This is a genomic window from Marinovum sedimenti, assembly GCF_054052205.1.
In genome coordinates this window covers 2399652-2413349 of record NZ_CM133223.1, presented here as the reverse complement: position 1 = coordinate 2413349, position 13698 = coordinate 2399652, and the positions used below count along the sequence as shown (strand labels likewise).

Here is a 13698-nt window from a genome sequence, read left to right as displayed (position 1 = left end):
GCGACTCCTCTTGTTGCACCCTTTCTAGCACAACAGAGGGCCGTCCGAAATAACGGAATATCGTTTTGGCGGAAAAATTCCGATATACTGGATTTTAGGAGCGTTCAGGGGCGTTTCAGCCAGAATCCTGCACCACGAGAAACGCTTTGGCGTTGCCCTCCAGTGCCCGGATCACATGCACCAAATCCGCCGCGTAGCGCGCACTGTCGCCCCGCTCGAGCCGCACCACAGCCTCCCCGGATGTGACCTCTAGAGTGCCGTTGATAACGCTCAGAATTTCCACCGTCCCGCGCTTGTGCGGCTGGCTGCGCAGCCGCCCGCCCTCGTCAAATCTCAGCTCATAAAGCTCATTGCGACCGGCCTCTTCGGGCGGCGACATGATGCGAATGCGACAGCCTTCGCCCATGTTATCAATCGTCGGGATCTGATCGGCGCGCAGCACCTCGATGCGGTTGTCTAGGCTTTCCTCTTCGAGCAATCCGGCGAAATCAACCTGCAAGGCGCGGGTCAAATTCCACAAAGTCGCAATCGTGGGCGAGCTTTCGCCGCGCTCAATCTGGCTTACCATCGAGCGTGATACGCCCGAAAGCTTGGCCACCGCCTCAAGCGAAAGCCCCTGTTGGCGCCGCGCCTCCTTGAGCCGGGCTGGCAGCAAGGCCAGAATATCGTCGGTATCTTCCGTCATGGCGGAACACTGGCGCGGCAGGGCCGAAATATCAAGCGCGAACAGTGACCCAACGTCTCACTGACAAGCCAAGGGCGGCCCGACATACTCACCCTAGAATCGGAGAGAGGAAATCCCATGTCAGACGATATCGTCATTCTCGGCAGTGCCCGCACCGCCATCGGCACCTTTGGCGGCGCGCTCAGCAACACCCCGCCGATCGACTTGGCCACGGCGGCGACCAAGGCCGCGATGGAGCGCGCAGGCGTCGAGCCCGGCCAGATCGGCAACGTCGTGTTTGGCCATGTGATCAACACCGAACCGCGTGACATGTACCTCAGCCGCGCTGCCGCGATTGCCGCCGGTATCCCCGACACCACCCCGGCGATGAACGTCAATCGCCTCTGCGGCTCGGGCGCGCAGGCCGTTGTGTCGGCCACCCAAGCGTTGATGCTCGGCGACGCGGATTTTGCGATTGCGGGCGGGGCCGAGGCGATGTCGCGCGCGCCCTACATCAACTCGGCGCAGCGGTTCGGTCAGAAAATGGGCGACATTCGCACCGTCGATATGCTGGTCGGCGCGCTGACCTGCCCGTTTGGCACCGGCCACATGGGCGTCACAGCAGAGAACGTTGCCGCCGAGAGCCAGATCAGCCGCGAAGAGCAGGACGCCTTTGCGGTGGAAAGCCAAACGCGCGCCGCCAAGGCCATCGCGGAGGGCCGCTTTGCCGATCAGATCACCCCGGTCGAGGTGCGGGTCAAACGCGACATGGTGCCGTTTGAGGTGGATGAACACCCCAAGGCGACCACAGCTGAGGCGCTCGCCGGTCTGCGACCCGTGTTTCAGAAAGACGGCTCTGTTACCGCAGGCAATGCCAGCGGCATCAATGATGGCGCGGCGGCGATTGTGCTGGCGCGTGCGTCGGCGGCTGAGAAGGCGGGGCTTACGCCGCGGGCACGGGTGCTCGGCTACGCCCATGCTGGCGTGCGGCCAGAGGTGATGGGCTTCGGTCCGATCCCGGCGGTGCGCAAACTGATGGAGCGGACGGGGCTCAGCATCGCTGATTTCGACGTGATCGAATCGAACGAGGCCTTTGCGGCGCAGGCGCTGGCGGTGAACAAGGAGCTGGGTCTCGATCCGGCGAAGGTGAACCCAAATGGCGGCGCAATTGCGCTTGGCCATCCGGTCGGCGCGACAGGGTCGATCCTGGTGGTAAAGGCGCTGTATGAACTGGAGCGGATTGGCGGGTCGAAAGCGCTGATCACCATGTGCATCGGCGGCGGTCAAGGCATCGCGCTGGCGATCGAACGTCTCTAACCGGGACCCGATCCATTGATGGATCGGTGCTGATCCATCAATGGATCAGGGTCACTCCCGCCGCACCGTCGCGTCCACTGATGCGCCGGTGCCATCAATCACCGCCAGCCGCGAAAACCCGGCTGACGGCAGCAAAACCGACAAGACGCGGTCCCGCGTGCCGGTGACAAACGGCATGCCATCCACCAACAGGGTGAACGGTGGCGTGCCGTGGCGCAGCTTAACTGTGACCTGTTGGCCCGCCAGCACCGCGCCATCGGGCGGAAAGGCCATCTCAAACGGCTTGGTCTTGGTGCGAAACTGGCCATCGCGCACCCGGAACCGGCGCAGCGGCTGCGGCAGATCGGCATTGCGCACCATCAGCGTTGCGGCGGGCGGCGGCGGCAGGGCGGCGGGCGTGGTTTTCACCAGCTGAAACGCCTCAAACAGCACCGGCGCGGCGGTTTCGCCGCCAAAGACACCCGGCACCGGCGTTCCGTCGGGTCGCCCAATCCAGACACCCGCCACATGCCGCCCGTCATAGCCCAGCGCCCAGGCATCGCGGTGGCCATACGAGGTGCCGGTTTTATAGGCCAGCCAGTCGCGTGGCGCGCCCGGCGGTGGCGCAAGGTCCGACAGAATATGCCCCACCTGCCACGCCGCAACCGCCCCGGTGACATCCGGGCCAATCGTCGCCTCAGCCCCCTTGCGCCACACCAAGGGCCGGGCATCGCCCATTTGCGCCAGTGACGCGTAAAGCTGCACCAGATCCTCAAGCGTCATCCCAAGACCGCCCAGCGCAATCGCCAGCCCCGGCTGACCGCCCTGCAAGGCAGGCTCCGCCCCCGAGCGCCGCAGCGCCGCCATCAGATGCGCCGGGCCCAGCGCTTCGGTCATGCGTACCACCGGAATGTTAAGCGAAAGTTGCAGCGCGCGCTCTACGGTGACGTCACCGCGAAAAATCCCGTCGAAATTCTGCGGCGCATAGGGGCCAAAGCGCACCGGACTGTCATCGATCAGCGTCTGCGGATGCGCCAAGCCCCGGTCAAACGCCAAGGCATAGATCAGCGGTTTCAACGTCGATCCCGGCGAGCGCAGCGCGCGGGTCATATCAACAAACCCGTCGCGCGATTCCGCCGCATCAAGCCCGGCGGACCCGACCGAGGCCAAAACCTCGCCCGTGACATGATCGGCCACCACCATCGCAATCGACAGGTGATCGCCTTTGCCACGCACCGCACGCGCCGCCAACACCTCAAGCCGGGCCTGTAGATCGCGGTCAATCGTCAGGTCATGCACCGGGGCAAAGGGCGCATCCTCGCGGGCGCGGTCGGCGATATGGGCGGCCAGCACCGGGAAATCCTTGCGCAGATGCGGCACCGCTTCGTGCACCGCCGCCTTCGCGGTCTCACCATCAATCACGCCATAGCGCTGCATCCGCACCAACACCCGGTCGCGCGCATCCACCGCGCGCCTGTGCCGTTTGTCGGGCCGCCGGCCTTCGGGGCTTTGCGGCAGAGCCACCAGCAAGGCGGCCTCAGCCGTGGTTAGCCGCGCGGGCTCCTTACCAAAATACCCCAAAGTCGCAGCGCGCACGCCTTCAAGATTGCCACCGTACGGCGCGTGGGTGAAATACAGCGTCAGGATCTCACGCTTGCTTAACCGCCGCTCCATCGCCAGCGCCAGCCGCGCCTGCCGCAGCTTGCCCGCCAAAGCGCCGGTGCCGCTGTCCTCAAGCAGCCGCGCGACCTGCATCGTCAGGGTCGAGCCGCCCGAGACCACCTCGCCATTGCGCAGCGCCTGATACACCGCGCGGCCCACCGCCAGGGCATCAACGCCGGGGTGATCCCAAAACCGTTTATCCTCATAGGCGACCAACATGGCGATCAGCTTGGGGTCGATCTCGTCCAAGGTGACGGAAAACCGCCAGCGCCCGTCCTCGACCGTATAACCGCGCAACAGCCGGCCCTTGCGGTCGCGCACCTCGACCGAGGTCGCAGCCAAAACAGGCGGCAAAACCGTCGCGCCCAGCCAGCGGTCAAAGGCATCGCGCGCGACCGCCCCGCTCCACATCATGGCGACCAGCAGGAACAGGGCGATCCGTGTCATGGGCTGACCAAAAGCTGTCCCGACGCCGTGCGCGCGCGGTATTGCGGGCGGTACATATCCTCGACCACCGCCGCCGGATGATGGAACGCCCCCGGTGAAATCGCGCGCACCACATAGGCAAGCTCAAACGCTGCATCACCGCGATGATCCACCGCCGCAAGAAAGCGATCGGCGCGGAATTCGGTGTGGCGCGCCTCGGCCGGATCGAGCCAGTCCAAGGCCCGAATATCGCCTGATCGCAGCAGGTTGGGGTTATCGATCTCAAACCCCGCAGGTAGCGGATCGTTGATCATCAACCGCGCGCCGGTGTCCTCGGCCGGGATCACCCGCAGCACCGTCACCAGCCGTTCGCCCAAGCGCACCGGGCCGCTCACCGCCTCGCCCTCGAGCGTGAAATACAGCCGTTCGATGCGATAGCCATAGCCCCCCGCCGCGACCGGCGCATCGGGTTTGCCAAAGGTGGTGAGGGTGACGCTGGTGGGCTGATCCCCGGAATTCGAGATCGTGCGCGGGGCCGTGCCATTGGCAAACCGCCGCACCATCGGGCCCGCCACCGGCGCGCCATCAAGCAGCACCTTGGAGGCCGACGGATCAACCACCATCGCGTGCGCGGCCAACAGCGACCACGCCTGCTCCTGCGTCGAAAGTTCAGGCCTATGGGTCGAAATGCGCTGGATCAGCGCCGCGCGGTCCACCACCGAAGACCCGGCCTCGACCGCCAGCGACAACAGCCCCGCCGCATCGCGCAGGTCGGTGCCATAGTCGACGCGGTAGACCGGCGTTTCAACCTCGGGCCGCTGGGTCAGCATGTTGACTGCGGTGCGGAACATCCGGTCGGCGCGGGTCTGATCGCCGTACATCGCCAGCGCCGCGCCCAATTGCGCGGCGGCCAGAGGCGTGGCGAAATCACTGCCTTTCACGTCGGCGTAATAGCGCAGATCGCCCACCGCCGCCGCCCCTTCGCGCGCCAGAACCAACAGCGCATAGGCGATGTCTTCGCCGCCCTGGTCGAAATCCGGGGCGTAATTCACCTGGTTCTTGAGGTTGTCCATCGCTTGGCGAAACGCCAGATCCGGCACGGCAAAGCCCTGCCCCCGCGCCCGGCTTAGGAAATCGCTGACATAGGCATCGAGCCAGAAGTCACCCGATTGCGCCCGCCACAGGCCAAAGGCCCCGTTCGGCGCCTGCCGCGTCATGATGCGGGCGACGGTCTGATCGATCCGTTGCTGAATGCGCGTGGTTTCCGTCAGGCCCATCGCCTCGGCCACCGACGACATATAGAGCATCGGCATCGCCTGGCTGGTGATTTGCTCCGTACAGCCATAGGGATAGCGATCGAGCGAGGCCAAGAGCCGGGGCGCATCGAACTGCGCCAAGGGCCCCGCCGCGACCAAAGCCGAGGCAGTCTCGCTCCGCAACCCGGCAAAGACGTTGTCGTCAAAGGTAAAGGTTTCGCCGGGAGCGAGGCTAAAGCGCCGGGTCTCGGACACCTCAGGATCGTTGTTGCGCACCGCCACGGTCAGCGATTTGCGCAGCACCTTGCCGTCGGGCGTGGTCAGCGCAACGGTGATCTCGTGATCGCCCTCCCTGTCCGCCGTCACCGGCACCGCAAAACTTGCCTTGCCCAGAGGGGCCAGATCAATGTCCGCCGGGATCGCCGCCGCATCAAGGCCAATGCCCTGCGCGGTGACATCAAGCGCCATGCGCCCGCTCGGCCCCTCGGCATGCACGATCTCAAGCAGCATTCGGCTGCTGTCCCCCGGCGCGAGGAAACGCGGCAGGCTGGCCGTCACCACCACCGGATCACGCACCAGCACATCCTTTTCGGCCTGCCCGACACCACTGGCGGACCATGCAACAGCGGCCAGTCGCAGCGTGCCGTTGAACTCGGGGATGTCAAACGTCACCTCGGCACGGCCCTCCGGCCCCACCAAGACCGGCCCGCTGAACAGCGCCACCAGCTCTTCGGTTGGCGGCGGGCTGTTGAACCGGGCACTGTCGGCGGCATCCCCGCCCGACCGCACCTGCCCCATCGTGCCATCCAACCCATTGATCAGACGGCCATAAATGTCACGCATTTCGACCCCAAGCTTGCGCTGGCCAAAGTAATGCGCCTTCGGATCGGGGCTTTGGAAACCGGTGATGTTGAGAATACCCAGATCGGTGGCGGCAACGGTGACAAAGGCCACTTCGCCCGCGGCCACACCTGACACCTCGACCATCGCCTGCAATGGCCCGCGCGGCGCAGAGCTGTCGCCGGTGATCAGCTTCACCTCCAGCGCCTTGTCGCCGGGATCAATGCTGGCATGCGCCAATCCCAAGGCACGCGCCGGGTTTTGCCCCGCTGGCGCATCCATCGGCCGGATCACAGTGGCCGAGACATACGCCCCCGCGCCCCATTCATCCGTCACCGGCAGCGACACGATGTTTTCGCCCTCGGTGACGGCCACGCTTTGCATCTCGATCACCCGGTTCGACATCACCGTGATCAGCGCCGTGCCCGCGTAGCGCGGCACCAGCCGCAGGGTCGCGGTGTCGCCCGCGCGGTAGGCTGGTTTGTCGAGCGACAATTCCAGCGTATCCGGCGTGTCCGAGGTATCGGCAGGCGCATACCACCCGGCCCAGAAATCCACCGACGCAGCGACATAGGCCCCGCCCGCGCGCTCCACCACCAGCTCGTAATTGCCCCACTCAACGTCGGCGGCAATCTCAGTCGCAGCACTGCCGAGCGTGACCTCGCCACTGGCCGCAGCGGTGCGCGTCACCGTCGGCTCCCAGCTCCACTGGCCGTGCAGGCGATACCACTCATACTGCGTCTGCACCCGGTTCAACGTCCAGCGCACCGGCATGGTGTCGGCCTGCCCATCAGCCGCCAAGCCAATCACCTGAAACCGCGCCTGCGTGCCTTCACGGACCACTCCATCAAACAGCGGCTTGATCCCGATCACCGGCCCGGCGGCAGCCAGATCACGGGTCAGGCGGCGTTCCACCGGACGGCCAGAGCCTTCGGTCATCGTCACCACCACCTCGGCCCGCATCGGCAGGTCCGCCGCATCGCCATCAGCCTCGGGAAAGGCCAGCGGCATGGTCAAACGCCCCTCGGCATCGGTGCGCAGCGGGCCGTCCTGATAGCGGGTGCGGGCATCAAATTCCACGTCATGGCGGCCAAAGGTAAAGCCGTCCCACCCCGCGATGCCGCGCGCCCGCGACAGGCGCACCGCCACCTCGGCGGGCAAATCCGCCCCCGGCGCACCAAACAGATAGCGCGCCTCGACCGTCAGATCAGGACTGTCTGCGATGGTCAGCCGGCCTTCGGGCAACGCCAGATCGAAATCAATCCGCTCCGGCAGGAAATCCTCAACCAGCACCGTGCGCGTCACCAAAGCCGGAGCCTCAGGGTCGGCATGCAGATCAATCCGCCATGTGCCGCGTGGCACCGTCGCGCCAATCGGCATGTCAAACACATGCCCGCCCGCCACAGGATCGTTCGACAGATGGCGCGCGTATTCCACCCCATCGGGCCGCGTCAGCACGGCAATAAGCGGCAAGCCGTCGATAGCCCGCGCCTGCTCATCCCGCGCCAAGGCGGTGGCATGGATCACCTCACCCGCACGATACGCGCCACGATCGGTGGCCAGGAACACATCCACCGGCCCCGCCGGTTCGCGCCCCTCAACCCCCCGATCAGACAGGTCAAAGCTGGGATCGGTGAGCGACAAAAAGGCAATATCTTCGCCAGTTTGCGCCACCAAAAGCGCAGGTGCCGCGCCCTGGGTGCCGCGTGTCAAACCGGGGTCAAACCGCACATGGCCCGCCGCATCGGTCTCTGCCTCGGCCAGCACCCGATTGGCCTGCGAGATCAGCTGAACCGCCACCCCTTCGCGCGCGGCGGCATCGCCAAGGCCGCGAATGAACACATGCAAGCCGTCGCTGCCCGACATACTTGCAAGCCCCAGATCGGACAGCACAAACCACTGCGTCGCAATGTTATCAGAGTATTGATCGTCCGACGGCACCCGCGCCGACAGTGCGTAAATCCCCGCAGGCTGGTCCTTGAGCACATCACCCATCGGCAGGCGCGTCGTCACATCGCGGTTAAGCTGTTGCTCGACCTCGCCCACGCCTTGCCAAATGGTTTCGCCCACCTCTTCCTCAAACCGCCGCTCGGTGTAATAGCCCATCGGCTCGCCAAAATAGCTATCTTGAATTGCGCGCAGCAGGTTGCGGTCGGACACGCGGCGCAGGGTCAGATCGACCTCGGTCAGGTTCACCGTTTCAATCGGCAGCCCGGCATCGGCAGCGCGCGGCAACACATAGGCCCGCCCCTTGAACGCCACCGAGGGCGCGCGGTCACGGACATATTGCGTGAGTGTCACGTCGCGAATGATCTCTTCGCCCGCAGCCGAGGGCAGCCCCTTGCGAAAGGTGATCGTGTACCGCGCCCCATGCGCAACGCCGCTGACACAGATAGTGCGGCCCGACGCGCTCACCACGAGGCCGGGATCGGGCAGTTGCACATACGGCGCATAATCCAGCCCCGACCGCACCAGATCCTCGCTGAATTCGGCACAGATGCGCGGCTCGGCCTTGTCACTTTCAACCCGGTTTTCGACGACGCGAAAGCCGTATTTGCCAATGGCGTCATCCAGCGCCGCCACCACATCGGCGCGCGGCTGGATGCTTTCAGCAAGCCGTAGCGCCGGGATCATGTCGCGGCCATTTCCAGCTTTCTCAATGCCATCGGCCAGCAGCAACAGCGCAGAAACCCGCCCCGGATCGGTTGGCGCGCGCAGATAGCCATTGATCGCGGCGGCGCGGGCGGTTTCGGAAAAATTGCGGCGCTGCGCGTTGGTGTTGGCCTTTGACGCATTGGCCATCGCAAGCCGGCCATAATCGACCCAAAGATCCGCCGCATCGTTCTGCGCCAGCGCCGCGCCAACCCAATGCAGCGCGTTTTTCAGATCGCCTTCGGCCTCTTTATCGCGCGCCGCCTTGAGCAAGACCTCGACCGTCCATTTGCCGCCCATATGCCGCCCGCCCAGCGCCATCGCCAGAGCGTAAGCATCATCAACATATTGCTTTCGCAGGAAATTAAGGTCCGAGACCCGCGCCTCGGCCTTGGCTTTGACAGAGGGGTCGGTCGGCACCACCAGCGCCGAAATCGCACCTTCAAACTCTTGTCGATCCGTCACCGCGCTTTTGGGAAAGCACGCATTCGAGCGGGTGTTAAACGTGAACGCGCGGCAGGCGGGGTCACTCAGGCAGATGCGCTGGCAGGCGTCGAGCGTGGTGTCAAACAGCGCCTGTAGATCGGAGCCGTAAAAATCCACATCGCGCGAGACGACAACCCGCCTGTCGGGCACGATATCCTGCGCCGTGGCGGGCAGCGCGAGGGCCAGTGAAAAAAGCGAAACTAGGAAACGACGCATCTGAAAAACCTCCGGGATCAATCCCATCAGTGTCTCATGAGGCGCGCGCATCTGGCAAGGATTCCCCCGCGCCTCATGACATTTGCGTCATTTCAAATTTGCTTCAAACCCGCTCTACACGCGCCGATGCACGCAAGCGGTCAGGTCCGTTCGTCATGCAGAAACGCGGGCCGGTCGGGGGCAGACAGTTCAGGGCAGTGGCGATACCCGCCAAGGTCAAACCCAAGAATATCCGCCGGATCGTTCAACCGGTTCTGCACCACATAGCGCGCCATCGATCCGCGCGCCTTCTTGGCGAAAAAACTGATAATCTTGGGTTTTCCGGCCTTCATGTCGTAAAATTGCGGCGTCACCAGCCGCAGTTTCAGCGCCTTGAGGTCGACCGCGCCGAAATATTCCTGACTAGCGCAATTGATCAATGTGTCCGATCCCGTGGCCTCGGCCTGGGCATTCAGCGCCTTGGAAATCTGGTCGCGCCAATAGTGATACAGGTTGCTGCCGCGCCGGGTTTTCAGCCGCGATCCCATCTCAAGCCGGTACGGCTGGATCGCATCCAAAGGCCGCAACACCCCGTAAAGGCCGGACAAAATCCGCAGGTGATCCTGCGCATAGCGCACTTCGTCAGGGTCGAGCGTGCGCGCCTCGAGCCCGGTATAGGTGTCGCCGGCAAAGCCATACATCGCCGGGCGGGTCGCGTCGGCGGCGGGCGCGGCGGCAAAGGCTTCAAACCGGTCGCGGTTAAGCTTGGCCAGATCGTCGGACAGCCCCATCAGCCCCTTGAGATCGCCCAACGTCAGATTGCGCGCGGTTTTGACCAGCCGCACGGCATCCTCCTGCATCGCAGGTTCGGTTGTCTCAACAGCCACATCGGACCAGTCCAGCCGTTTGGCCGGGGAAATCACCACAAGCATCATATCACTCCGTTTGAGCCGGACTTAAGACGCTTGGCGCAGAACGTCCAGAAAGGCCGCGCCAAAACGTTCGGTGCGGCGTTCACCGAGCAACCGTTCCAGATCTTCGGGCACCGAGGGCCGCCGCTCGGCCACTTTGGCCAGTAGCGACGCAGAGCAGGACAGCGGCTTTTCCGTGCCACTTTCGCCGCGCGACAGATCGGCCTGCACCCGCATCAACCGGTCATAAACCGAGCCCGCATCCCGCCCCGCCAGCTTGCGCCGGGTCGGGTGCATATCTTCGCTCGCGCCGGTGATCACCGAGAGGAAATCCGCGCCGTAACTGGCCAGCTTCTTGGCCCCAACGCCGCTGATCCGCGCCATATCATCAAGGGTTTGCGGCTTGCCTTCGGCCATCTCGACCAAGGTGCGGTCGTTGAAAATGATATAGGCGGGCACGCTCGCGGCCTCGGCCAGCGCCCGGCGTTTGGCCTTCAAAGCCGACAGCAGCGGCGCATCCTCGTCGCTCACCATCGCCTTGACGGCGGGGCGGCGTTTGGCCTGTGCCTTGGCAATCGTGTCGCGGCGCAGGGTGATGCTGGCCTCGCCGCGCAGGATAGGCCGGGCGGCCTCGGTCATTTGCAGGGCGCCGTGGCGTTCGGGATCGGGGCGCATCAGGTCATGGCCCATCATCTGGCGAAACACCGCCTGCCAGCCCCGTTTGTCAAACTCGCGGCCAACCCCAAAGGTCGGCAGCTGGTCATGCCCCTTCTGGCGCACCTTGTCGGTCTCATTGCCCATCACGATGTCAATCAAATGGCCCGCGCCAAACCATTCGCCGGTGCGCAGCGCAGCAGAGAGCGCCTTGCGCACCGCCTCGGTGGCATCAAACGTCTCAACCGGGTTCTGGCACAGGTCGCAATGGCCGCAGTTGTCAGCCGTTTCGCCGAAATACCCCAGCAGCGTCTTGCGGCGACACTCCAGCGCTTCGGCCAGCCCCAAAAGCGCGTTCAGCCGGCCGTGATCGGCGGCGCGGCGTTCTGGCGGGGCAAGCCCTTCGTCAATCTGGGTGCGGCGCAGGCGGATGTCATCGGGGCCAAACAGCGTGAGCGTTTCAGCCGGCCCGCCATCGCGGCCCGAGCGGCCAATCTCTTGATAATACGCCTCAATTGACTTCGGCAGATCGGCGTGCGCGACCCAGCGAATATCGGGTTTGTCGACGCCCATGCCAAAGGCCACGGTGGCCACCACGATCAACCCATCTTCGCGGGCAAAGCGGGTTTCGACGATACGGCGATCTTCGGCCTCCATCCCGCCATGATAGAAACAGGCGGTGTGGCCATCCTCGTTCAAGGCACGCGCCAGCCCCTCGGTCTTGGCCCGCGTGCCGCAATAAACGATGCCCGATTGCCCCCGACGCGCCCCGGCGAAATCGAGGATCTGGCGGCGCGGGCTATCCTTGGGCTGAAACGCGAGGTGGATGTTGGGCCGGTCAAAGCCGCGCAGGAAGCGCGCCGGTTCTTCGCCATCAAACAGGCGGGTGACGATCTCGTCCTGGGTTTCGGCGTCGGCGGTGGCGGTAAAGGCGGCCAATGGCACACCAAGTTCACGGCGCAGCTCGCCAATCCGCAGGTAATCCGGGCGGAAATCATGGCCCCACTGGCTCACGCAGTGCGCCTCGTCCACGGCGATTGAATTAACGCCGATGCGGCGCAACATCTGCATCGTGCCCCCGGCGGCCAGCCGTTCGGGCGCGAGATACAACAGCTTGAGGGTGCCGGCCTCGAGCGATTGCCACACCTCTTCGGTCTCTTCGGGGGTATTGCCCGAGGTCAACGCCCCAGCAGACACGCCCACCTCGCGCAAGCCGCGCACCTGATCGCGCATCAGCGCAATCAGCGGCGAAATCACCACGGTCACACCGGGGCGTGTGAGGGCAGGCAATTGAAAACACAGAGACTTTCCGCCGCCCGTCGGCATGATGGCCAGCACGTTTTCACCGCGCGTCACGGCTTCGACGATTTCGCCCTGACCGGGGCGGAATCCATCGAATCCGAACACGTCCCGCAATAGCGTGGCGGCATCATCCATGGGAAAAACCTGTGTGTTTTGTTTCAAGCTGCTCTGAGAGAAACAGTCTCACATTGAGATTCGGTGAACAAGGCCCGAGACCGGGCGCACCCCGATCTGTTGACAGATCGGTGCCGATCCATTGATGGATCGGGTGTCACGCGACGGCCTCAAGGGGGCAAACCGATCTGTCAACAGATCGGCACTGATCCATCAATGGATCAGGCTGGGTCAGATCAGGCCGAACAGTTCGGGCAGGATGAAATCCCGTAGCGAAATCAGCACGATGAACGCCACCAGCGGCGCGAGGTCCAAAGGCCCGGTGTCGGGCAGGATGTTGCGGATCGGGCGATAGATCGGCTCGAGCAGGCGGTTCAGCCCGTACCACAGCTGCGACACCAGCGGCTGATGCAGGTTCAGAACCTGAAAATTGATCAGCCAGCTCATGATGATATGAGCGATCATGATGAAGAACACCACATCAAGGATAAGCTGCAGGGGGCCGTAAATCGCGTACATCTGGGGTATTCTCCGCCTCTTTTGCGTCCGCTTAGGTAAGCGTGGCGCGTCAAAAGCACAAGTGCCGCCGCGTCACACCTTGCCCCATGCTGCACCGCCGCGCACATCTGGGAGCAGGAGGTCGCCCATATGTACCCTTTCATCCGCATGGCCAAAGAACTGTTCGTTCACCGCAATGCCCCGCCGCTGCCGCTGACGGGCACGCATGTCTCGCATCACCGCTGCTGGCCGTGGGACATCGATTTCTGGATGGAGCTCAACAACGGTCGCACGCTCACGCTCTATGACCTCGGGCGCATTCCGCTGGCGATCCGAACCGGGCTGTTTCCGGTGCTGAAGGCCAACAAATGGGGGCTGACGGTGGCCGGGTCCTGCACCCGCTATCGCCGCCGCATCCGCACCTTTGAAAAGTTTGAAATGCGCTCGCGGGCGGTAGGGTATGACCACCGGTTCGTCTATCTTGAGCAGTCGATGTGGCGCACCGATGGCGAATGCGCCGGCCACGCGATGTATCGCATGGCGATCACCGGGGCCAAGGGGATCGTGCCGCCCGAAACGGTACTGATCAACCTCGACGGCGGCGCAGACGTTCCGCCCTTGCCGCCGCATTTCACCGCCTGGATCGCCGCCGAAGAGCTGCGCCCCTGGCCGCCGATGGCCGAAAGTGCCCCAAGCGACGGAACGTCCAGCCGGGTCGCCTAGCAAAAAGGCTTGCGCGACC

At 64.3% G+C, this 13698-nt stretch carries 8 protein-coding genes; 2 read left to right on the top strand and 6 right to left on the bottom strand.

Annotation, left to right across the window (positions count from 1 at the left end):
• Positions 1–115: 115 nt before the first annotated feature.
• The gene (locus ACW9UO_RS11625; protein WP_457085969.1) at positions 116–685 is read right to left on the bottom strand and encodes a helix-turn-helix domain-containing protein; all 570 of its coding nucleotides are present in this window, start codon (positions 683–685) and stop codon (positions 116–118) included.
• Between the two features lie 117 nt (positions 686–802).
• Between ACW9UO_RS11625 and ACW9UO_RS11620 the strand changes: the two genes are divergently transcribed.
• Positions 803–1981, top strand: a complete 1179-nt coding sequence (locus tag ACW9UO_RS11620) for an acetyl-CoA C-acyltransferase family protein (protein ID WP_457085968.1) — start codon at positions 803–805, stop codon at positions 1979–1981.
• A gap of 51 nt (positions 1982–2032) precedes the next feature.
• Here ACW9UO_RS11620 and pbpC read toward each other — a convergent pair whose 3' ends face one another.
• The 5 genes from pbpC to ACW9UO_RS11595 all read right to left on the bottom strand — a co-directional run bounded on the left by pbpC (position 2033) and on the right by ACW9UO_RS11595 (position 12977).
• Complete coding sequence (gene pbpC, locus ACW9UO_RS11615; protein ID WP_457085967.1) at positions 2033–4069, bottom strand: penicillin-binding protein 1C; 2037 nt, start codon at positions 4067–4069, stop codon at positions 2033–2035.
• The gene (locus ACW9UO_RS11610) at positions 4066–9498 is read right to left on the bottom strand and encodes an alpha-2-macroglobulin family protein (RefSeq protein WP_457085966.1); all 5433 of its coding nucleotides are present in this window, start codon (positions 9496–9498) and stop codon (positions 4066–4068) included. Before ACW9UO_RS11610 ends, pbpC begins: the two co-directional genes overlap by 4 nt.
• Before the next feature lie 140 nt (positions 9499–9638).
• On the bottom strand, positions 9639–10409 hold the full coding sequence (gene yaaA / locus ACW9UO_RS11605; protein WP_457088644.1) for a peroxide stress protein YaaA: 771 nt from the start codon (positions 10407–10409) through the stop codon (positions 9639–9641).
• Between the two features lie 24 nt (positions 10410–10433).
• Positions 10434–12479 (bottom strand): DNA helicase RecQ, encoded by a 2046-nt coding sequence (gene recQ / locus ACW9UO_RS11600; protein ID WP_457085965.1) that lies wholly within the window; start codon positions 12477–12479, stop codon positions 10434–10436.
• Positions 12480–12689: 210 nt separating this feature from the next.
• Positions 12690–12977: a YggT family protein gene (locus tag ACW9UO_RS11595; protein WP_457085964.1), complete on the bottom strand. Its 288-nt coding sequence runs from the start codon at positions 12975–12977 to the stop codon at positions 12690–12692.
• Between the two features lie 129 nt (positions 12978–13106).
• Here ACW9UO_RS11595 and ACW9UO_RS11590 point away from each other — a divergent pair, with 129 nt between their 5' ends.
• A complete protein-coding gene (locus tag ACW9UO_RS11590; protein ID WP_457085963.1) occupies positions 13107–13679 on the top strand; it encodes an acyl-CoA thioesterase in 573 nt (190 codons plus the stop codon).
• The last annotated feature ends 19 nt before the right edge of the window (positions 13680–13698 follow it).

Bases quoted from the DNA above. Each gene is read 5' to 3' on its own strand.
- ACW9UO_RS11625 (WP_457085969.1), bottom strand. From the start codon at position 685: ATGACGGAAGATACCGACGATATTCTGGCCTTGCTGCCAGCCCGGCTC.
- ACW9UO_RS11620 (WP_457085968.1), top strand. From the start codon at position 803: ATGTCAGACGATATCGTCATTCTCGGCAGTGCCCGCACCGCCATCGGC.
- pbpC (WP_457085967.1), bottom strand. From the start codon at position 4,069: ATGACACGGATCGCCCTGTTCCTGCTGGTCGCCATGATGTGGAGCGGG.
- ACW9UO_RS11610 (WP_457085966.1), bottom strand. From the start codon at position 9,498: ATGCGTCGTTTCCTAGTTTCGCTTTTTTCACTGGCCCTCGCGCTGCCC.
- yaaA (WP_457088644.1), bottom strand. From the start codon at position 10,409: ATGCTTGTGGTGATTTCCCCGGCCAAACGGCTGGACTGGTCCGATGTG.
- recQ (WP_457085965.1), bottom strand. From the start codon at position 12,479: ATGGATGATGCCGCCACGCTATTGCGGGACGTGTTCGGATTCGATGGA.
- ACW9UO_RS11595 (WP_457085964.1), bottom strand. From the start codon at position 12,977: ATGTACGCGATTTACGGCCCCCTGCAGCTTATCCTTGATGTGGTGTTC.
- ACW9UO_RS11590 (WP_457085963.1), top strand. From the start codon at position 13,107: ATGTACCCTTTCATCCGCATGGCCAAAGAACTGTTCGTTCACCGCAAT.